At 59.3% G+C, this 18,559-nt stretch carries 19 protein-coding genes, 4 tRNA genes and 1 pseudogene; 16 read left to right on the top strand and 8 right to left on the bottom strand.

Features of this window, described 5'->3' with window-relative positions:
- The first annotated feature begins 37 nt into the window (after nucleotides 1-37).
- The 7 genes from CKW21_RS25335 to thiO are packed head-to-tail and all read left to right on the top strand — an operon-like array spanning nucleotide 38 to nucleotide 4,165.
- Nucleotides 38-511: a GspH/FimT family pseudopilin gene (locus CKW21_RS25335; protein ID WP_095196612.1), complete on the top strand. Its 474-nt coding sequence runs from the start codon at nucleotides 38-40 to the stop codon at nucleotides 509-511.
- Complete coding sequence (gene pilV, locus CKW21_RS25330; protein WP_095196611.1) at nucleotides 508-957, top strand: type IV pilus modification protein PilV; 450 nt, start codon at nucleotides 508-510, stop codon at nucleotides 955-957. Before CKW21_RS25335 ends, pilV begins: the two co-directional genes overlap by 4 nt.
- Nucleotides 954-1,667: a PilW family protein gene (locus CKW21_RS25325; RefSeq protein WP_095196610.1), complete on the top strand. Its 714-nt coding sequence runs from the start codon at nucleotides 954-956 to the stop codon at nucleotides 1,665-1,667. Before pilV ends, CKW21_RS25325 begins: the two co-directional genes overlap by 4 nt.
- A gap of 11 nt (nucleotides 1,668-1,678) precedes the next feature.
- Nucleotides 1,679-2,158 (top strand): PilX N-terminal domain-containing pilus assembly protein, encoded by a 480-nt coding sequence (locus tag CKW21_RS25320; RefSeq protein WP_095196609.1) that lies wholly within the window; start codon nucleotides 1,679-1,681, stop codon nucleotides 2,156-2,158.
- Entirely contained in the window at nucleotides 2,145-2,591 is a 447-nt protein-coding gene (locus CKW21_RS32385) for a hypothetical protein (protein ID WP_095196608.1), read from the top strand. Before CKW21_RS25320 ends, CKW21_RS32385 begins: the two co-directional genes overlap by 14 nt.
- A gap of 14 nt (nucleotides 2,592-2,605) precedes the next feature.
- Complete coding sequence (locus CKW21_RS25310) at nucleotides 2,606-3,007, top strand: type IV pilin protein (RefSeq protein ID WP_095196607.1); 402 nt, start codon at nucleotides 2,606-2,608, stop codon at nucleotides 3,005-3,007.
- A gap of 57 nt (nucleotides 3,008-3,064) precedes the next feature.
- A complete protein-coding gene (gene thiO, locus CKW21_RS25305) occupies nucleotides 3,065-4,165 on the top strand; it encodes a glycine oxidase ThiO (RefSeq protein ID WP_095196606.1) in 1,101 nt (366 codons plus the stop codon).
- Between the two features lie 102 nt (nucleotides 4,166-4,267).
- Here the strand turns inward: thiO and CKW21_RS25300 are convergent, their stop codons facing one another.
- The 4 genes from CKW21_RS25300 to CKW21_RS25285 all read right to left on the bottom strand — a co-directional run bounded on the left by CKW21_RS25300 (nucleotide 4,268) and on the right by CKW21_RS25285 (nucleotide 8,569).
- On the bottom strand, nucleotides 4,268-5,599 hold the full coding sequence (locus tag CKW21_RS25300; RefSeq protein WP_095196605.1) for a sigma-54 dependent transcriptional regulator: 1,332 nt from the start codon (nucleotides 5,597-5,599) through the stop codon (nucleotides 4,268-4,270).
- A 2-nt stretch (nucleotides 5,600-5,601) separates the two neighbouring features.
- Nucleotides 5,602-7,188, bottom strand: a complete 1,587-nt coding sequence (locus CKW21_RS25295) for a PAS domain-containing sensor histidine kinase (RefSeq protein ID WP_095196604.1) — start codon at nucleotides 7,186-7,188, stop codon at nucleotides 5,602-5,604.
- A complete protein-coding gene (locus tag CKW21_RS25290) occupies nucleotides 7,178-7,411 on the bottom strand; it encodes a PP0621 family protein (RefSeq protein ID WP_095196603.1) in 234 nt (77 codons plus the stop codon). Before CKW21_RS25290 ends, CKW21_RS25295 begins: the two co-directional genes overlap by 11 nt.
- Nucleotides 7,412-7,546: 135 nt before the next feature.
- Entirely contained in the window at nucleotides 7,547-8,569 is a 1,023-nt protein-coding gene (locus CKW21_RS25285) for an outer membrane protein assembly factor BamD (protein WP_095196602.1), read from the bottom strand.
- Nucleotides 8,570-8,720: 151 nt separating this feature from the next.
- Between CKW21_RS25285 and rluD the strand changes: the two genes are divergently transcribed.
- From rluD to CKW21_RS32375, 9 genes and pseudogenes are all read left to right on the top strand, one after another.
- The gene (gene rluD, locus CKW21_RS25280) at nucleotides 8,721-9,683 is read left to right on the top strand and encodes a 23S rRNA pseudouridine(1911/1915/1917) synthase RluD (RefSeq protein WP_095196601.1); all 963 of its coding nucleotides are present in this window, start codon (nucleotides 8,721-8,723) and stop codon (nucleotides 9,681-9,683) included.
- Nucleotides 9,680-10,405 (top strand): peptidoglycan editing factor PgeF, encoded by a 726-nt coding sequence (gene pgeF / locus CKW21_RS25275; protein WP_095196600.1) that lies wholly within the window; start codon nucleotides 9,680-9,682, stop codon nucleotides 10,403-10,405. Before rluD ends, pgeF begins: the two co-directional genes overlap by 4 nt.
- Before the next feature lie 130 nt (nucleotides 10,406-10,535).
- Nucleotides 10,536-13,100 (top strand): ATP-dependent chaperone ClpB, encoded by a 2,565-nt coding sequence (gene clpB / locus CKW21_RS25270; protein ID WP_095196599.1) that lies wholly within the window; start codon nucleotides 10,536-10,538, stop codon nucleotides 13,098-13,100.
- 400 nt (nucleotides 13,101-13,500) lie between these two features.
- Nucleotides 13,501-13,576, top strand: a tRNA-Asn gene (locus tag CKW21_RS25265).
- Between the two features lie 9 nt (nucleotides 13,577-13,585).
- Nucleotides 13,586-13,662 (top strand) — tRNA-Pro (locus CKW21_RS25260).
- A gap of 5 nt (nucleotides 13,663-13,667) precedes the next feature.
- Nucleotides 13,668-13,743 (top strand) — tRNA-Lys (locus CKW21_RS25255).
- A gap of 95 nt (nucleotides 13,744-13,838) precedes the next feature.
- Nucleotides 13,839-13,915, top strand: a tRNA-Pro gene (locus tag CKW21_RS25250).
- A gap of 145 nt (nucleotides 13,916-14,060) precedes the next feature.
- Nucleotides 14,061-14,828 (top strand): annotated as a pseudogene (locus tag CKW21_RS32380) (MCP four helix bundle domain-containing protein); the annotation flags it as partial.
- Nucleotides 14,823-15,686: a methyl-accepting chemotaxis protein gene (locus CKW21_RS32375; RefSeq protein WP_371917550.1), complete on the top strand. Its 864-nt coding sequence runs from the start codon at nucleotides 14,823-14,825 to the stop codon at nucleotides 15,684-15,686. The pseudogene CKW21_RS32380 and the gene CKW21_RS32375, both read left to right, overlap by 6 nt.
- Nucleotides 15,687-15,806: 120 nt before the next feature.
- Here the strand turns inward: CKW21_RS32375 and CKW21_RS25240 are convergent, their stop codons facing one another.
- From CKW21_RS25240 to CKW21_RS25225, 4 genes are read right to left on the bottom strand one after another with little or no spacing between them, the layout of a single operon-like run.
- Entirely contained in the window at nucleotides 15,807-17,105 is a 1,299-nt protein-coding gene (locus CKW21_RS25240; RefSeq protein ID WP_095196597.1) for an NAD(P)/FAD-dependent oxidoreductase, read from the bottom strand.
- A gap of 60 nt (nucleotides 17,106-17,165) precedes the next feature.
- The gene (locus CKW21_RS25235) at nucleotides 17,166-17,339 is read right to left on the bottom strand and encodes a DUF3094 domain-containing protein (RefSeq protein WP_095196596.1); all 174 of its coding nucleotides are present in this window, start codon (nucleotides 17,337-17,339) and stop codon (nucleotides 17,166-17,168) included.
- Between the two features lie 51 nt (nucleotides 17,340-17,390).
- Nucleotides 17,391-17,918 (bottom strand): MOSC domain-containing protein, encoded by a 528-nt coding sequence (locus CKW21_RS25230; protein ID WP_095196595.1) that lies wholly within the window; start codon nucleotides 17,916-17,918, stop codon nucleotides 17,391-17,393.
- A complete protein-coding gene (locus tag CKW21_RS25225) occupies nucleotides 17,915-18,541 on the bottom strand; it encodes a DUF1780 domain-containing protein (RefSeq protein WP_007970534.1) in 627 nt (208 codons plus the stop codon). The genes CKW21_RS25230 and CKW21_RS25225 overlap by 4 nt, the downstream gene beginning before the upstream one ends.
- Nucleotides 18,542-18,559: the final 18 nt, after the last annotated feature.

Raw genomic sequence — 18,559 nt, 5'->3', positions numbered from 1 at the left:
TAAAAGCAGGTATAGCCGACGGCAACGGAGGGCACCGATGGAGCATCGTACAAAAGGTTTCACGCTGATCGAGTTGCTGGTTGCCATTGCGATCTTTCTGGTCCTGATCACCTTGGCTGTCCCGGCGTTCACCCGATCCACGCAAATTTCCAGGGCCGACACCGAGATCGGTGATCTGCGACGTGGCCTGAATTTCGCCCGACTGGAGGCGATAAACCACGGTGTGACCACGCGAGTGCGCCCTACCGCGGGCGGCAGTTTTTGGAACGGCGAGTTGTCGGTGTATGACGGTACTGGCACACCGGCCAATGTATTGCGTGTTGTTCCAGCAATGAGCAGCGGCGCGACGCTGACGCTAACCTCAGGAGTGACCGCCATCGATTTCAATAACCTGGGCGGTTTGTCGTCACCGTCCACGGCGGTGGTGATCAGTTATGTGCTGGGGACGCAAAGCAGGACGCTGAATGTGTGTTTGAACGGACGAATTCTATTAGGTGGAAGTTGCGGATGAGGCACTGGAGTAAACGTGCACAGGAAGGCATGACGCTGATTGAAGTCTTGGTTGCGTTGCTGATTCTTGGCGTGGGGCTTTTGGGGGCAGCAGCGATTCAATTGAATGCGCTGAAGTACACCGACAGTGCGCGCATGACCAGCCAGGCCAGTTTTATCGCCTATGACATGATGGACCGCATTCGCGCCAATGCAGCCACCGACTACACCGTCACGCCGCCGACCTCGGGCAACCTGAGCGTCGCCCGGGACCAGGACCTCTACGATTTCACCCGCAATATCGTCAATTTCGGTGGCCCTACGGCTACCGGCAGCATCGCCCTCAATCAGCACGTGTACACCATCACCATCACCTGGGACGACTCCCGGGCCGCCAACAGCGCCAATACCCGCCGCAGCTTCGTGCTCACCAGTCGCGCAACCGTCGAACCGGTGGCGACGCCATGAGCCGTTTCCAAAGAGGGTTCGGCCTGATCGAGCTACTGATCGCCCTGGCCTTGAGCTTGATCGTGGTGCTGGGCGTGGTGCAGGTTTTCATTGCTGCAAAAAACACCTACGTCAGCCAGAACGCTGCTGCCGCCATGCAGGAAGATGCGCGTTTTGTACTGAGCAAAATGATTCAGGAAATCCGCATGGTCGGCATGTTTGGCTGCCTGGGGACGATCACCGACGCCAGCTTGGGGGGACGTTTCGCTGCCAGTCAGAAAACGCCAATCAGTTGGGATAACGCCAATCAAAAATTGACCTTGGTGACGGCGGATGTCGGCAGTAACGGTGCAACGCCGACCTGGACGGTGGTTTCCGATTGCCGAATTACGGCGACGGCCTATTCCGACTTGCGCGCGCCGGCTTCGGGGCAACAGGCATTTCCGATCCGGCGGTTGATCTACCGCTTCAAGAACGGTCAGTTAACGATGGGCACCGGTATAGATACGCCAGCTCAATCCGTGCTGGTCGATAACGTCAGTGCCTTCAACGTGAGCTTCGGCCTCGCCAGTTCCGCCGCCGATACGGCCGCCTCCAGTTACAGCAGCAATCCCTCGGACCCGGCGCGCATCCGCAGCGTGCGGCTGAGCCTGACACTCGCCGATCCGAACAACCGGGTGGGCAATCAAACCTTCAACGTGGTTGCCGCACTGCGCAACCGCTTGCCGTGAGGGGAGGGCCGATGAGTGTTTTTCCGAGAACGCCTCGCTCCCAACGCGGCATGGCGCTGTTGGTCAGTCTGGTATTTCTGTTGCTGCTGACGCTGATCGGCATTTCCTCGATGCAGAACGCCACCCTGCAGGAAAAAATGGCCGGCAGCGTGAGTTTGCGCAATCAGTCATTCCAGGCTGCCGAAGCGGCGTTGCGCGTCGGCGAAAGCGCGGTGCAACTCGATAGCTACCTGTTGGCCGAGTGCAATGACACGCGCCAATGCGAGCCCCCGGCCGAGTCATCGACGGTCAAGGCCGCCGGGTTCATTGCCAGCTCGGGGGTCACGTGGATCGCTTCCGGAACCGGTTTTTATGGCGTGCAAAACATTGGCACCACCCAGATGGCGGTGAATGTGCCGAGCAACACCTCGGCGACGTTGTACCGGGTCACCGCCGTCGGCATCGCGGGCAACTCGCGTAGTGTGGTGGAGAGCATCTATGCGAAGTACTGAACGATCAACGACGCTGTCAGTCGGTGCTGTTTTAGCGTTGTGCCTGTCGGTATCGGTTTATGCCTACACGCCATCGGACTGGCCAGGCCAGAATCCGGAGATGACTATCGCCTCGTCGAACCTGGGCCGGGACAGTTGCTTGGCCCGTGGCAACTGGTACGGCTTCTATCGCAGTGATTCGGGTTTGAAACCCATCTGCCTGAAGCTGCCCGTGGCGTTCAGCGTTAAGATGCTCGACTCCAATGGCGACGGAGTGATCGATAATCCTGACGTGCTGTCCAGCGGAGTGATTTTTACCGGCGACGATCCGACCCTGAGCGATATCGACAAGGACGCGACGAACACCGAGAGCGATTCCAGTGGCGGTATCAGCGAAGGGGTGGAAAAATCCGGCGACGGCAGCCGTCGCATCATGTGGCGACAAATACAGTAAGCGAGAGTTGAGGCATGCACAGATCCAACCGCGGTTTTACCCTGATCGAAATCATGATCGTGATTGCGATCATCGGGATTGTCCTGACCATCGCCATGCCAAGCTTTACGGAATATCAGAACAAAGGGCGTCGTACCGAAGTGGCCGGCCTGCTTTCCGAGCAGGCGCAGATCCTTGAGCGTTTCTATTCACAGAAAAACGTCTACAGCGGTGTCGCCGGCCTCAGTGCGGGCAGTGACTACTACACCATCACGCCGACACTGACCGACCAGACCTTCCTGCTGACGGCGGTGCGCAAGGCGGGTACCAGCATGGCCGCTGACAAGTGCGGTGATTTCACCATCACCAATACGGGCGAGCGCGGTATGGTCAATGCCACGGCCGGCCTGACCACCAAGGATTGCTGGGGTCGCTGAGTTTTACTTTTCGGGCGTCTTTTGTGCCCTCTGTCTATTTATCGGTTGGATCAGAATATGACCAGGCAACAGCAAGTGGTGATTGTCGGCGGCGGGGTAATCGGTCTGCTGACGGCATTCAATCTCGCGTCCGAAGTGCAGAGCGTTGTACTGCTGGACCGCTCGAACGTCGGTCAGGAGTCTTCCTGGGCCGGTGGCGGCATCGTATCGCCGCTCTACCCGTGGCGTTACAACCCCGCGGTCACCGCGTTGGCCCACTGGTCCCAGGACTTTTATCCACAACTGGGCGAGCGCCTGTTCGCGGCCACCGGGGTCGATCCCGAGGTGCACACCACCGGCTTGTATTGGCTGGATCTGGACGATGAAGCCGAGGCGCTGGCCTGGGCTGCGCGGGAGAGTCGTCCGCTGCGGGCTGTGGATATCTCGGCGGCGCACGACGCGGTGCCGGTCTTGGGTGGTGGTTTTTCCAGGGCGATCTACATGGCCGACGTCGCCAATGTGCGCAATCCACGGTTGGTGAAATCCCTCAAGGCTGCGCTGCTGGCACTGCCGAACGTGACGATTCATGAGCAGAGTGAAGTCAGCGGGTTTATTCGTGAAGACGGAAAAATTGTCGGCGTGCAGACTTCCACAGGTGTGATCCGCGGTGATCAAGTGGTCCTGACCGCTGGCGCCTGGAGCGGTGATTTGCTCAAGAGCCTGGGCCTTGAGCTGCCGGTCGAACCGGTGAAAGGGCAGATGATTCTCTACAAGTGCGCGGCGGATTTTCTGCCGAGCATGGTCTTGGCCAAGGGGCGTTATGCGATCCCCCGGCGCGACGGGCACATCCTGATTGGCAGTACGCTGGAGCATGAAGGCTACGACAAGACGCCAACCGAATCGGCGCTGGAAAGCCTCAAGGCCTCGGCGGTGGAATTGATACCGGCACTGGCGGATGCCGAAGTGGTGGGGCATTGGGCTGGTCTAAGGCCGGGCTCGCCGGAAGGCATTCCCTACATTGGCCGGGTGCCGGGATTTGAGGGGCTGTGGCTCAACTGCGGGCATTTCCGCAACGGGCTGGTGTTGGCGCCGGCGTCGTGTCAGTTGTTTGCCGATGTGATGTTGGGCAGGGCGCCGATCATTGATCCGGCACCGTATGCGCCGATTGGGCGGATCTAGTATCGAAAGATTTGGCGACTGTCAGATCGCATTCGCGAGCAGGCTCGCTCCCACAGAGGCTGTGGTTTACCTGTGGGAGCGAGCCTGCTCGCGAAGAGGCCCTCAATCCAACCCTAATTTTTTCAGCCTGTACCGCATCGACCTGAACGACAAATTCAACCGCTGAGCCGCCGCCGTACGATTCCAGCGGGTTTCTTCAAGGGCCTGGAGAATCAACTGGCGTTCGACGTTCTCCAGATAAGCCTCCAGATTGTCGATCTGCGTGAGATCCGGCACACCGCCTTCTGCGGCACAGTTCCCTTCGGCCAGGCGCAGGTCGCCGGCTTCGATCTGTTTGTTTTCGCACAGCGTGTGTGCCCGTTCGAGCATGTTCTCCAGTTCCCGCACATTGCCCGGAAAGCGGTAGCTTTTCAGCGCATCGAGAGCTTGCGGGTGAAGTGTTGCCACGGGTTGACCGGTGTCGGCGGCCAGGCGCTTGAGCACATGGCTGGCCAGCGGCTCGATATCGTCACGGCGTTCGCGCAAGGGTGGAACCCGCAGCTCGATCACGTTCAACCGGTAGTACAAATCCTGGCGGAAGCGCTCAGCGGTGACTTCGGCCGCGAGGTCTTTATGGGTGGCGCATAGTATGCGCACATCAACCACCACTTCCTGTTGCCCACCCACACTGCGTACGGCTTTTTCCTGAATGGCCCGCAGCAGTTTGACCTGCATCGGCAGCGGCAGATCAGCCACTTCGTCGAGGAACAGGGTGCCGCCATGGGCCGCCTGGAACAGTCCGGGTTTGTCTTCGATGGCGCCGCTGAAGCTGCCTTTGCGATGACCGAAAAATTCGCTTTCCATCAACTCCGACGGAATGGCGCCGCAATTGACCGGAACAAAGGGCTGGTTGGCGCGCGGTCCGCGATCATGGATCAGGCGTGCGACCAGCTCCTTGCCACTGCCAGACTCGCCGCTGATGTACACCGGCGCCTGGCTGCGCGCCAGTTTGTCGATCTGTTTGCGCAGGTTGCGCATCGGCAATGAATCGCCCAGCAAGCGGCGGTCGATGGCAATGCCCGGGGTGGGCAGCAGCAGGGCGCTGTTGACCAGTTCCCGCAGGCGAGTGAGGTCCACCGGTTTGCTCAGGAAGTCAAAAGCCCCGGCCTTGAGAGCGTTGATCGCTGTCTCGACATTGCCATAGGCAGTGATCATGGCTACCGGGACTTGCGGGTGGCGTTGCTGGATGTGCTGTAGCAGTTCAAGACCTGTACCGTCCGGCAGGCGCATGTCGGTCAGGCACAGATTGAATGTCTCGCGCTTGAGCAGTGCCTGTGCCTCGCCAGCGTTGCGGGCACTCCAGGTATCGAGTTTCATCCGTCCCAGGGTGATTTCCAGGAGTTCGCGGATGTCCGGTTCGTCGTCGACGATCAGGACTTTTTGCCGTGGGCTCATCTTCAACCTTGTTTCTGTCCGTGAGCAAAGGTGATGCGAAAGCAGCCGCCTTGGCGTGGTTTAAAGTCCAGGCGGGCCTGGTTGCTTTCGCACAGCTCACGGGACAGGTAAAGCCCCAGGCCAGTGCCTTGGTGGCTGGTGGTGAAGAAAGGCTCGAACAGTTGCGCTTGATGGTCAGGGGCCACACCGGGGCCGTCGTCGAGGATTTCGAGGATGGGCAGTTGGCTGTCGGGATCGACGAACAACTCAAGCCAGACCTGTGCCAGATCGTGGCGCTGGGCGCTGTGGCGCCAGGCGTTGCGAATGAGATTGTCGAGAATCTGGTTCAACTGGTTCGGGTCCATCAACGTCTTGAAGTCGCCGCCAGCGATGTGCAGGTGAATCTGCTGGCGCTCGGTCGCGCCCTCGCGAATTTCGCTGACGAACTGTTGCAGCCACGGCTTCAGGTCCAACCGTTGCGGTAAGGTTTGCTGGCGGCGGGACAGTTGCAGGACGTTTTCGATTACCCGATTCATGCGCTGAGAGTGATCTTGAATGATCTGCGTCAGACGTTGATCCGCGCTGTTCAGTTCCTCGGACTCGCGCAATAGCTGCGCGGCATGACTGATGGCACCCAAAGGATTACGGATTTCATGGGCGATACCGGCAGTCAGGCGTCCGAGCGCGGCGAGTTTCAGTTGTTGGGCCTGCTGGGCGATCTGGGCGAGGTCTTCAAGAAAAACCAGGGTCTGGTGCTGCGGGCTTGAGTCCAGTGCAATGAAGCTCGGTTGCAGCTCCACGCCGCTATTGGCGATTTTCAGGCTTTGCGGGCGCAACGTCGGATTGCTGAGCCAGAGCTGATAGCGTTCGACGAGGGCGGGGACCTGGTCGTCGATCAGTCGGCCCTCAAGCCGGTCGCAGCCGAGCAGTGACAGGGCGCTGTGATTGGCCAATTGCACGCGCCGCTGCTCGTCGAGCACCAGAATGCCGGTGCGCATGCGTTGCAGGATCAGCGCATTGAGTGCTTCCAGGCCGACGACTTCGCTGGCCTTCTGTTCCACGAGGGTTTCACTGACTTCCAGGCGTCGGATCAGGCCTTGCACCAGCAAAGCTGCGGCAAAGCATAGGGCGCCCAGGGTTCCGACCTGCAAGTAATCATTGGGTTTGGGAGGATGGCTGAAATTCAGCAGAAAGCTGGAACCGACGATGCCGAGTGCACCGACGGCTGCAATCAACAGGCCGATGCGTCTTCGCAAGAGCGTATTGCTGATGGCGACGGAGACGATCAGCAGGTTGCCAATGGCGCTGGCCACACCGCCGCCTGCGTAGAACAGGAGGCACAGCAGCAAGACGTCGAGAAGCGCCAGGCTGAACAATTGCGTCGGCTGGCGAGTGTTCTCGAAGAAGACCACCAAAAGAATGTTCAGCACCAGGTACAACCAGCTGCCACTGCGCAGCAGCTCGTTGCTGGCTGACGTCAGCAACTGGTCGTCCAGATTGCTGGAGATCAGCAGCACCAGGACGATGCCGACGCTTAAACGGTAGAGGTGATAAAGGCGCAGCAGTCGCTGAGCCTGTTTGCCGCCTTGACTGGACGTCTCAGCGATCACTGGAACCGGGGCCTTGCTCCAGATGGGCCTGGCTGCAATACCATTGTTGTTGAAGACTCAGTGCACGATCCCGTGGCAGGTGCACACCGCAATGGGCGCAGCGGACCATCGGTGCCGCTTCCAGTTCGGCAGGCGACTTGGGCACGGCAGCCTGGCCCTTGTACTTGCGCCAAAACCATACGGCGGCGGCAATCACGGCGATCCAGAACAGTAAACGAAGCATGATGAGCGGCTTTTTGGCTGATGAATCGCCAGTTTAGCCGGGGACATGGCAGGCGCACAGCGTAAATGCGTTCTATAAAAACGGCGCAATAAAAAAGGGAGACTCGAAGTCTCCCTTTCTGTACCGCCGGTCGTATCAGTCGAACACGCCGAAGGTCATGTAGCTGAACCAGGAACGGTCTTCGTTGTTACCTTCTGCTTCGTGATTCTCTTCTTCGATCACGTCACCGTCCGCATCTTTAGGCTTGAGCTCGTTCGGAATCGCGTCCTTGGCATCCTGGAACTGCTTCTGCACGTCCTGGTTGGCGCGGGTTTCTCCCGGTGGCAGCGGCGGACGGGATTCGATCAGGCCCAGGGTGGCCTTGCTCAGCCACGAACGGTTGTCGGCTTCGGCGACCGACGGTACGAACTGACCGTCCACCAGGCTTGGGTGGTTCGGGTAGTTGAGCTTCAGGGTTTCAAGGCTGGTGGCTGCCAGGTCGTCCAGGTGCAGGCGCTGGTAGGCCTCGGTCATCACCGCCAGGCCGTCGCCGACCGAAGGGGTTTCCTGGAAGTTTTCCACCACGTAACGACCACGGTTCGCCGCGGCGACATAGGCCTGACGGGTCAGGTAGTAATCGGCAACGTGGATTTCGTAGGCCGCCAGCAGGTTGCGCAGGTAGATCATGCGCTGCTTGGCGTCCGGCGAGTAGCGGCTGTTGGGGAAGCGGCTGGTCAGCTGGGCGAATTCGTTGTAGGAGTCGCGAGCGGCGCCCGGGTCACGTTTGGTCATGTCCAGCGGCAGGAAGCGAGACAGCAAACCGACGTCCTGGTCGAAAGAGGTCAGGCCCTTGAGGTAGTAGGCGTAATCGACGTTCGGGTGCTGTGGATGCAGACGAATGAAGCGCTCAGCCGCGGCTTTCGCAGCTTCTGGCTCGGCATTCTTGTAGTTGGCGTAGATGAGTTCGAGTTGTGCCTGATCGGCATAACGACCGAACGGATAACGCGATTCCAGAGCCTTCAGCTTGGCGGTGGCGCTGGTGTAGCTGTTGTTGTCCAGATCAGCCTGAGCCTGTTGGTACAACTCGACTTCGCTCAGGTTTTCGTCTACGACTTCCTTCGATGAGCAAGCAGCGGTCAATGCGAGGATGGCGATCAGCAGCAGGTGTTTCACTTGCATGGCGGCTTGCGTCCCTATGACGGCCGCTGTCTTGGGCGTGGCCGTCCTGTTATGATGAGCGCCCCGTTGAATAGCCTCGGGGCAAAAGACGCCGTATTTAACCACAAGCGCGCAGCCGAAACCAAAGGCTGTGCCGACGCCTAGTCTGAGCATGTCCGATAAAATTGAACTTCGCGCAGAGGTGCCGTCCGAATTGGGCGGCCAACGCCTCGATCAAGTCGCCGCACAATTATTCGCTGAGCACTCGCGCTCGCGCCTTTCCGCCTGGATCAAAGACGGCCGCCTGACTGTGGATGGGGCGGTTATCCGCCCGCGAGACATCGTTCACGGTGGCGCCATTCTTGAACTCACTGCCGAGCAGGAAGCTCAGGGCGAATGGGTCGCTCAAGACATTGCCCTGGACATCGTCTATGAAGACGACGACATCCTGGTGATCAACAAGCCTGCGGGCCTGGTGGTGCATCCCGCCGCCGGTCACGCTGATGGCACCTTGCTCAATGCGTTGCTGCATCACGTGCCGGGCATCATCAATGTGCCCCGCGCCGGTATCGTGCATCGCCTGGACAAGGACACCACCGGTCTGATGGTGGTGGCCAAGACCATTCAGGCGCAGACGCAGCTGGTGACACAGTTACAGAGCCGCAGTGTCAGCCGCATCTATGAATGCATCGTGATTGGCGTGGTGACAGCCGGCGGCAAGATCAACGCGCCGATCGGTCGTCACGGCCAGCAGCGCCAGCGCATGGCTGTGATGGAAGGTGGCAAGCAAGCCGTCAGCCATTACCGTGTGCTCGAGCGTTTCCGCTCTCACACCCACGTACGGGTGAAGCTGGAAACCGGTCGTACGCACCAGATTCGCGTGCACATGGCGCATATCAACTTCCCGTTGGTCGGAGATCCTGCCTACGGCGGTCGCTTCCGTATCCCGCCGGCAGCCAATCCGACCATGGTCGAGTCGTTGAAAAACTTCCCGCGTCAGGCGCTGCATGCGCGGTTCCTGGAGCTGGATCACCCGACCACTGGTCAACGCATGAGCTGGGAGTCGCCGTTGCCGGAAGACTTCGTCTGGTTGCTGACCCTGCTCAAGCAAGATCGCGAGGCGTTCGTCGGATGAGTGACTGGCTGATTCCTGACTGGCCCGCGCCGGCCGGGGTCAAAGCCTGTGTCACCACCCGTGCGGGCGGCGTCAGTCTGGCGCCGTTCGACAGCCTCAACCTCGGCGATCATGTCGACGACAGCCCAGAAGCTGTCGCCGAAAATCGCCGTCGCCTGACCGATCACTTCTCTATTCAACCGGCCTGGCTGCAGCAGGTCCACGGCATCGTCGTGGCTCATGCGGATCCGAGTCAGGTGGTCACCGCCGATGCCAGTTGGACGGCAACGCCGGGAATCGCCTGCGCGGCAATGACCGCCGATTGCCTGCCTGCACTGTTTTGTGACCGTGCCGGCACGCGCGTGGCTGCGGCTCATGCCGGCTGGCGCGGGTTGGCGGCGGGCGTGCTGGAAGCGACTCTGGACAGTCTGGCCGTACCACCTGCCGAGGTGCTGGTCTGGCTCGGTCCGGCCATCGGCCCGCAAGCGTTTGAAGTCGGCCCGGAAGTACGTGAAACTTTCGTTCAGCAGCTGCCGCAAGCGGCTGAAGCCTTTGTTCCGAGCCAGAGCCCCGGCAAATTCATGGCCGACATCTATATGCTGGCGCGTTTGCGTCTGGCGGCTCGCGGTGTAACGGCTGTCTATGGCGGAGGTTTCTGCACCGTGACCGATCCTCGCTTCTTCTCCTACCGCCGCAGTCCTCGCACTGGTCGCTTTGCCTCCCTAATCTGGCTTGAACGCTAGACTTGCCTGACCTGCATCAACGTCACGACGCTTGAAACTCCCAGAATCGACCGCATCTACTGTGGTATCTGGCAGGTTTCTTCATTCAGGATGTTTTATAGGTCCGGCCTGCTCAAAAGGAAGGTGACCCATGCGTATAGACCGTTTAACCAGCAAGTTGCAGTTAGCCTTGTCCGATGCCCAATCCCTGGCCGTCGGTCTTGACCATCCCGCCATCGAGCCGGCGCATTTGATGCAGGCCCTGCTTGAGCAACAGGGTGGTTCGATCAAGCCCCTGTTGATGCAGGTGGGCTTCGACGTCAACAGCCTGCGTAAAGAGCTGACCAAAGAGCTCGACCAGCTGCCAAAAATCCAGAATCCGACCGGCGACGTCAACATGTCGCAGGATCTGGCGCGCCTGCTCAATCAGGCTGATCGCCTGGCCCAGCAGAAGGGCGACCAGTTCATTTCCAGCGAGTTGGTGTTGCTCGCCGCCATGGACGAGAACAGCAAGCTCGGCAAATTGCTGCTGGGCCAGGGCGTCAGCAAGAAAGCCCTGGAAAATGCGATCAACAACCTGCGTGGTGGCGAGGCAGTCAATGACCCGAACCACGAAGAGGCGCGCCAGGCGCTGGATAAATATACCGTCGACCTGACCAAGCGCGCCGAAGACGGCAAGCTCGACCCGGTGATCGGTCGTGACGACGAAATTCGTCGGACCATCCAGGTCCTGCAACGTCGCACCAAGAACAACCCGGTGCTGATCGGTGAGCCTGGCGTTGGTAAAACTGCCATCGCCGAAGGTCTGGCCCAGCGCATTATCAACGGTGAAGTGCCGGACGGCCTGAAAGGCAAGCGTCTGCTATCCCTGGACATGGGGGCGTTGATTGCCGGTGCCAAGTATCGTGGCGAGTTCGAAGAGCGGCTAAAAGCGCTGCTCAATGAACTGTCGAAGCAGGAAGGGCAGATCATTCTGTTCATCGACGAACTGCACACCATGGTCGGCGCCGGCAAGGGCGAAGGCTCGATGGATGCGGGCAACATGCTCAAGCCAGCCCTGGCGCGCGGTGAGTTGCATTGCGTCGGCGCGACCACGCTCAATGAGTACCGCCAATATATAGAGAAGGATGCAGCCCTTGAGCGGCGCTTCCAGAAAGTATTGGTGGACGAGCCGAGCGAAGAAGACACCATCGCCATCCTGCGAGGATTGAAAGAACGCTACGAGGTCCACCACAAGGTGGCGATCACCGACGGCGCGATCATTGCGGCGGCCAAACTCAGCCATCGCTACATCACTGACCGTCAGTTGCCGGACAAGGCCATCGACCTGATCGACGAGGCCGCCAGCCGCATCCGCATGGAGATCGACTCCAAACCGGAAGTGCTGGACCGTCTGGAGCGTCGCCTGATTCAGCTGAAGGTGGAGTCCCAGGCGCTGAAGAAAGAAAGCGACGAAGCGGCGATCAAGCGTCTGGAAAAACTCCAGGAAGAAATTCGGCGCCACGAACGCGAGTATTCGGATCTCGAAGAAATCTGGAACTCGGAAAAGGCCGAGGTGCAGGGTTCGGCGCAGATCCAGCAGAAAATCGAACAGTCCCGTCAGGAACTGGAAAGCGCTCGCCGCAAAGGCGACCTGAACCGCATGGCTGAGTTGCAGTACGGGGTGATCCCGGACCTGGAGCGCAGCCTGCAAATGGTCGACCAGCATGGCAAGAGTGAAAACCAGTTACTGCGCAGCAAGGTGACTGAAGAAGAGATCGCCGAAGTCGTATCGAAGTGGACCGGTATTCCGGTGTCGAAAATGCTCGAAGGCGAGCGCGACAAACTGATGAAGATGGAAAGCCTGTTGCACCAGCGTGTGATTGGCCAGGATGAAGCAGTGGTCGCGGTTTCCAACGCCGTGCGGCGTTCTCGCGCCGGGTTGTCCGACCCGAATCGCCCGAGTGGATCGTTCATGTTCCTCGGCCCGACCGGTGTCGGTAAAACCGAGCTGTGCAAGGCGCTGGCCGAATTCCTCTTCGACACCGAAGAAGCGATGGTGCGCATCGATATGTCCGAGTTCATGGAGAAACATTCCGTGGCTCGCTTGATTGGCGCGCCACCGGGCTATGTCGGCTATGAAGAGGGCGGTTATCTGACGGAGGCTGTGCGTCGCAAGCCTTATTCGGTGATCCTGCTGGACGAGGTCGAGAAAGCTCACCCGGATGTGTTCAATATCTTGTTGCAAGTGCTGGAAGATGGCCGGCTGACCGACAGTCATGGCCGCACGGTGGATTTCAAGAACACCGTGATTGTCATGACCTCCAACCTGGGCTCGGTGCAGATCCAGGAACTGGTCGGTGATCGTGAGGCTCAGCGTGCGGCGGTGATGGATGCGATTTCCTCGCACTTCCGACCTGAGTTCATCAACCGGGTCGATGAGGTGGTGATCTTCGAGCCATTGGCGCGGGATCAGATCGCCGGCATTACCGAGATCCAGTTGAGTCGTCTGCGCAGTCGCCTCACCGAGCGGGAGTTGAAGCTGGAGTTGAGCCCCGAGGCCATGGACAAGCTGATCGCGGTCGGTTACGACCCGGTGTATGGCGCACGACCGCTCAAACGAGCGATCCAGCGCTGGATCGAAAACCCGCTGGCACAGCTGATTCTCTCCGGCCGATTCATGCCGGGAGACACGGCCAAAGGCACGGTGGAAAACGACGAGATCGTTTTCAACTGAGCCAATGTAGGAGCGAGCTCGCTCGCGATGGTCGTTAACGAGAACGCGTATTCACTGGCTGAACGCTGCGTTCTTGAGCCCATCGCGAGCAGGCTCGCTCCTACAAAATCTCTGACTGAAAAGGAGGCCTCGCATTGCGAGGCCTTTTTTTCGCCAGGCTGTTGAACTTAAAGGAAAAGGCTTGTAAAGTGCGCCCCGCAGTAAGTCACCCGGTAGGGTTTCTGCTCCCCAAGCAGGAATCTGAAATAAGTTGCAAATCATTAACTTGAAAGCAATTTAGGGGGTTGACAGAGGTGCTTAAGATTGTAGAATAGCGCGCCTCAGACACACGAACGCAGCGATGCGAACGGGTCGAAGAGAACGCAGTAAAGTTTCACCGTTGTAAATTGAAATATGTAGTTCCGTGATAGCTCAGTCGGTAGAGCAAATGACTGTTAATCATTGGGTCCCAGGTTCGAGTCCTGGTCACGGAGCCAATTTCAAACCGGGGTATAGCGCAGTCCGGTAGCGCGCCTGCTTTGGGAGCAGGATGTCAGGAGTTCGAATCCCCTTACCCCGACCATATTTGGGTCGTTAGCTCAGTTGGTAGAGCAGTTGGCTTTTAACCAATTGGTCGTAGGTTCGAATCCCACACGACCCACCATTTTTGAAACCAGTTAAGGCTGGGATCGAATCTTAAGATCAGACGCCAAAAGCTCTGTTCGCAGAAGGCGCCTTTCGAAGGTGCCTTTTTTTTACCGGGGTATAGCGCAGTCCGGTAGCGCGCCTGCTTTGGGAGCAGGATGTCAGGAGTTCGAATCCCCTTACCCCGACCATATTAAAAATCCTCGTATCGAAAGATACGGGGATTTTTTTTGCCTGCGAAAAAGCACAACCCTTCAAGTCATCGTACAACTTGCCGATAACGAGCTGTCGGGGCATGGCCCTTCACTCAAGCCAATAAAAACAAAGGCGCTCGTTATGTTTCTTCGTCAGCTGAATATTGCCCCCCGTGCCGCGCTGGGTTTTGCCTTGATCGCGGTGCTCGTGGCGCTGCTCGGGGTCTTTGCCCTAGGGCAAATGTCGAGCATTCGCGAGAGTGAGGTGGCGGTGGAGAAACAATGGCTGCCGAGCATTCGCGGCGGTGACGAAATTCGCGAAATCATGCTGCGCATTCGCACCATTTCCCTTCGTATGGCCCTGGATCAGGATCCGAAGAATATCGCGCAATACCGCAGCCAGATGGACACCCGGGACAAGGAGCTGAGCGAAAAAATCGCCGCTTACGACAAACTGGTGACCACGGCTGAAGGCAAGGCGTTGTACGACCAATTCAAAAATACCTTCATCGCCTACCGCACCGGCATTGCCCAATCGTTCACTTTGGCTGAGCAGGGGCGTCGCGACGAACTGACCAAGCTGTTGCTGGTGGACATGAAAACCGTGGTCGATGGGTCTGGCAAGCAACTCAGTGACCTGGCGCAACTGTTTACTCAGCAAGTCGCGGCCGAGAGCGAGAAATCCAAAGCGCATTACGAAACGTCGCGCACGATAGTCAGCCTGTTTATCGCCCTCGCCGCCTTGGCGACGGTTGCCCTGGCCATGCTATTGACCCGCAGCATCGTGCGTCCGCTCAGTGAGGCGGTGATTGGCGCAGAACACGTGGCTCAGGGTGACCTGACGCGCCCGATCGAAACCCATGGCAATGACGAAGTCAGCCGCTTGCTCAAGGCATTGGCGGCTATGCAGTGCAACCTGCGGGAAACCTTGCAGGGTATCAGCGGTTCCGCCACGCAATTGGCTACGGCAGCTGATGAGTTGAACGCCGTCACCCTCGATAGCAACCAGAGCCTGCAACAACAGAACAACGAAATTGAGCAGGCGGCCACGGCGGTCAATGAAATGACCAGTGCTGTGGAGGAGGTCGCGCGCAATGCCGTATCCACCTCCGACGCCACCCGCCAGTCCAGCGAGTCGGCCCATCTGGGGCAGGAGCGGGTCAGCGAAACGGCCAGTGCCATCAGTTCACTGGCCCATGACGTGCAAAGTACCGGAGAGTTGGTGCGATCGCTGGCCAATCAATCCCAGGATATCGGCAAGGTGCTGGATGTGATTCGCGCCATCGCCGAGCAAACCAACTTGCTGGCGCTCAACGCGGCCATCGAAGCGGCACGAGCCGGGGAGAGCGGTCGGGGTTTCGCGGTGGTGGCTGACGAGGTGCGTGCCTTGGCTTATCGCACACAGCAATCGACCCAGGAAATCGAGCAAATGGTGCAAGGCATGCGCAACGGTTCGAGCCAGGCCCTCGATGCCATGAACGCCAGTGCATCCCGTGCCGCCAACACGTTGGTCCTGGCCGAGCGCGCAGGCGAGGCCCTGCAAACCATCACGGCTTCCGTGCATGAGATTCACGAGAGAAATCTGGTGATCGCCAGCGCGGCCGAAGAACAGGCGCAAGTGGCGCGGGAGGTCGATCGTAACCTGGTGAACATTCGCGATCTGTCTGTACGGTCCGCCACCGGGGCCGATCAGACCAGTGCATCGAGCCATGAGCTGTCGCAACTGGCCAATGCACTGCAGGGGATGGTGCGGCGGTTTCGGGTTTAAATTCGACAGATGAACAAATGTGGGAGCGAGCCTGCTCGCGAAGGCGCCAGCCCAGTCGACATCAATGTCGTCTGAAGTACCGCTTTCGCGAGCAGGCTCGCTCCCACAAGGTTTTTTGTATCAGTGCAGTTTGAGCCGCGGTTCGGTGCCACGCCCGATCTTGCTGCCCAGCATCAGCATCGCCGTGCGGAACGGCCCATACAGCGCCATCTGGTGCATACGGTACAGCGACACGTAAAACATCCGCGCCAGCCAACCTTCAAGCATCACGCTGCCCGTGAGGTTTCCCATCAAGTTACCCACAGCGGAAAAACGCGACAGCGAGATCAGCGAGCCGTAGTCGGTGTACTTGTACTCCGGCAATGCCTTGCCTTCGATTCGCAGCTTCAACGATTTGGCCAGCAACGACGCCTGTTGATGCGCCGCCTGAGCGCGTGGCGGCACATTGCGGTCGCTGCCCGGTTGCGGGCAGGCCGCGCAGTCACCGAAGGCGAAGATGTTCTCGTCGCGGGTGGTTTGCAGCGTCGGCAGCACTTGCAGCTGGTTGATGCGGTTGGTTTCCAGGCCATCGATGTCTTTGAGGAAGCCCGGTGCGCGAATCCCTGCCGCCCAGACTTTCAGGCTGGCGTTGATCACTTTGCCATCGGCGGTGATCAAGGCATCGGCCGTCACTTCGCTGACCGCCGCGTTGGTCATGACGTTGACCCCGAGCTTCTCCAGGGTTTTATGCACAGGTCCGCCGATGCGTTCCGGCAGCGCCGGCAGCACCCGTGGTCCGGCTTCGATCAGGGTAATGTGCATGTTTTCCGGTTTGATCCGGTCCAGGCCATAGGCCGCCAGTTCATGGGCGGCGTTGTGCAGTTCGGCGGCCAGCTCGACCCCGGTGGCACCGGCGCCGACGATGGCGACGCTGATCTGCTCGACCTTGTCGGTTTGTCCGGCGTGGGCGCGCAGGTAGTGATTGAGCAACTGTTGATGGAAACGCTCAGCCTGTTTGCGGGTGTCGAGGAACAGGCAATGTTGTGCTGCGCCCTGGGTGCCGAAATCGTTGGTGGTGCTGCCCACGGAAATCACCAGCGAGTCGTAAGGCACTTCCCGCGCCGGCACCAGTTCCAGGCCGGCTTCATCATAGGTGGCGGCCAGCTGGATTCTTTTCTGTGCCCGATCGAGCCCGCTCATGCGCCCCAACTGGAACTCGAAGTGGTTCCATTTTGCCTGGGCAACATAGTTGAGTTCGTCTTCGGAGGAGTTCAGGGACCCGGCTGCCACTTCGTGCAACAAAGGTTTCCAGATGTGGGTCAGGTTCGCGTCGACCAGCATCACACTGGCCGTGCCGCGCTTGCCCAGAGTCTTACCCAGACGGGTAGCCAACTCCAGACCGCCGGCGCCGCCGCCAACGATGACAATACGATGAGTCATGGGGATATCTCGCAAGGCTAAAAGAAATCTGTGCAGCTACCCTCGCGAGCGCAACGCGGCTCATAGCGCCAGGTAACTGATAAATCGGCTCAACAGGCCCAAACCAATGGTCACTGCCAACACCAGCACCAGGAGCATCCACGGCCGGAAGGGCCGGCGCTCGACACGGTGCTGGGACAGTTGCAAGTACTCTTCGACATGCTTCTGGTCGTCGGGGTTCAGGCGGCTGGTCATAAAGGCCTCGTCAGGTAGACGTTGCTGAATGTTTAGAAGCTACAGACTGATTTAACGAACGATGAACGGAGCATAGCCGGTGTCCGGAATCGGCTCGACGCTCACTGTATCGTCCAGGCGAATGATGCCACTTTGTAACACCCGGGCCGTGATTCCGCCATGGCCACGCATTGCTTGAAACGTCCCGGTGCCGAGGTTGTTTTCCAGTCGTGCGCACGGCTGGCACCAGCCGGTGGTTTCGAAAATCGCCTGGCCAATGCGAAAGCGCCGACCCTTGAGGCTGAATAAATTGATCCCACTGATAACGAGATTGCGCCGCAAATCTTCAGGCTTGACCGGTTGATCGGCGGGGCGCCCCATCAGCGAACTGATCACCGCCAGATGTTCCCACTGAATCAGCGTGACTTGTCGTGCGTTGCGCACGCCGGGTCGGGCGTGATCGCCGGTCAGGCCAGCCTCCAGCCGCGCTTCCACGGCATCGAGTTCGATCATTGACGAGCGTGATTGCGGGCGTACACCTATCCAGCGAACGCGGCCCTGTTGTGGCACTTCGGCAATCAGTTCCTGCAGTGGACTCACAGGCTGATCCCGACATCGAACACGATGCTGCGCCCCAGGTTGCTGCGCAGGAAGTCCGGTGCATCCGGATGTGCGAACAGCACGCGGGCGAAGGTCGGCCCCACCAGCGACAGCGAACGCCAGCCCTGGCGCAAGTATTCGGTGGGCGGAGGGAAATGGCTGTTGAGGTCCAGCACTTCGCGCTTGAGGCTGGCGAAGGCGATGATGTCCAGTTCCCCCAGGTCCATGCCGCGTTCCTTGTAGTTATGCGCTTTTTTGCGCAGGGTCGGCGCCAGTCGCAACAGAAACTCGTTGGCCGGGATACGCCGGGGCTTGGCTTCGCGCCGTACCAATTGGCTGAGGGAAAACGCGCTGCGCCGGCGTTGCAATTCATCGCGCCATTCGTCGTTGAGGCGTCGACCTTCGTCGAGGACGAAAAACACCTCGAAACTGGCATCGCGAAACAACACGTCCGGCGGCTCCCCGGCCGGGGCAAACTCGTCGGCGCGATAAGGAATGTTCAAGCCTTGCAGCAGGCGCTGGCACACCCAACGCTCACGCTCCCATTTGCGGGCATTGGACAGGAAAGCGTTGGCTTGCTCGGCCGCGATGGTCAGCAGGCGTAAGTAATCTGAGTCATCCATAGGCCCAAGCTTAGCGTT

Source organism: Pseudomonas sp. Irchel 3A7 (genome assembly GCF_900187565.1).
Classification (GTDB): Bacteria; Pseudomonadota; Gammaproteobacteria; order Pseudomonadales; family Pseudomonadaceae; genus Aquipseudomonas.
The sequence above is the reverse complement of the archived record's forward strand: the minus strand, read 5'-3'. Positions and strand labels throughout refer to the sequence as shown.

Bases quoted from the DNA above. Each gene is read 5' to 3' on its own strand.
- CKW21_RS25290 (WP_095196603.1), bottom strand. From the start codon at position 7,411: ATGCTTCGTTTACTGTTCTGGATCGCCGTGATTGCCGCCGCCGTATGG.
- CKW21_RS25310 (WP_095196607.1), top strand. From the start codon at position 2,606: ATGCACAGATCCAACCGCGGTTTTACCCTGATCGAAATCATGATCGTG.
- pgeF (WP_095196600.1), top strand. From the start codon at position 9,680: ATGAGTGACTGGCTGATTCCTGACTGGCCCGCGCCGGCCGGGGTCAAA.
- CKW21_RS25325 (WP_095196610.1), top strand. From the start codon at position 954: ATGAGCCGTTTCCAAAGAGGGTTCGGCCTGATCGAGCTACTGATCGCC.
- CKW21_RS32385 (WP_095196608.1), top strand. From the start codon at position 2,145: ATGCGAAGTACTGAACGATCAACGACGCTGTCAGTCGGTGCTGTTTTA.
- clpB (WP_095196599.1), top strand. From the start codon at position 10,536: ATGCGTATAGACCGTTTAACCAGCAAGTTGCAGTTAGCCTTGTCCGAT.
- CKW21_RS25235 (WP_095196596.1), bottom strand. From the start codon at position 17,339: ATGACCAGCCGCCTGAACCCCGACGACCAGAAGCATGTCGAAGAGTAC.
- rluD (WP_095196601.1), top strand. From the start codon at position 8,721: ATGTCCGATAAAATTGAACTTCGCGCAGAGGTGCCGTCCGAATTGGGC.
- pilV (WP_095196611.1), top strand. From the start codon at position 508: ATGAGGCACTGGAGTAAACGTGCACAGGAAGGCATGACGCTGATTGAA.
- CKW21_RS25225 (WP_007970534.1), bottom strand. From the start codon at position 18,541: ATGGATGACTCAGATTACTTACGCCTGCTGACCATCGCGGCCGAGCAA.
- CKW21_RS25300 (WP_095196605.1), bottom strand. From the start codon at position 5,599: ATGAGCCCACGGCAAAAAGTCCTGATCGTCGACGACGAACCGGACATC.
- thiO (WP_095196606.1), top strand. From the start codon at position 3,065: ATGACCAGGCAACAGCAAGTGGTGATTGTCGGCGGCGGGGTAATCGGT.
- CKW21_RS25240 (WP_095196597.1), bottom strand. From the start codon at position 17,105: ATGACTCATCGTATTGTCATCGTTGGCGGCGGCGCCGGCGGTCTGGAG.
- CKW21_RS25335 (WP_095196612.1), top strand. From the start codon at position 38: ATGGAGCATCGTACAAAAGGTTTCACGCTGATCGAGTTGCTGGTTGCC.
- CKW21_RS25320 (WP_095196609.1), top strand. From the start codon at position 1,679: ATGAGTGTTTTTCCGAGAACGCCTCGCTCCCAACGCGGCATGGCGCTG.
- CKW21_RS25285 (WP_095196602.1), bottom strand. From the start codon at position 8,569: ATGCAAGTGAAACACCTGCTGCTGATCGCCATCCTCGCATTGACCGCT.
- CKW21_RS32375 (WP_371917550.1), top strand. From the start codon at position 14,823: ATGCAGTGCAACCTGCGGGAAACCTTGCAGGGTATCAGCGGTTCCGCC.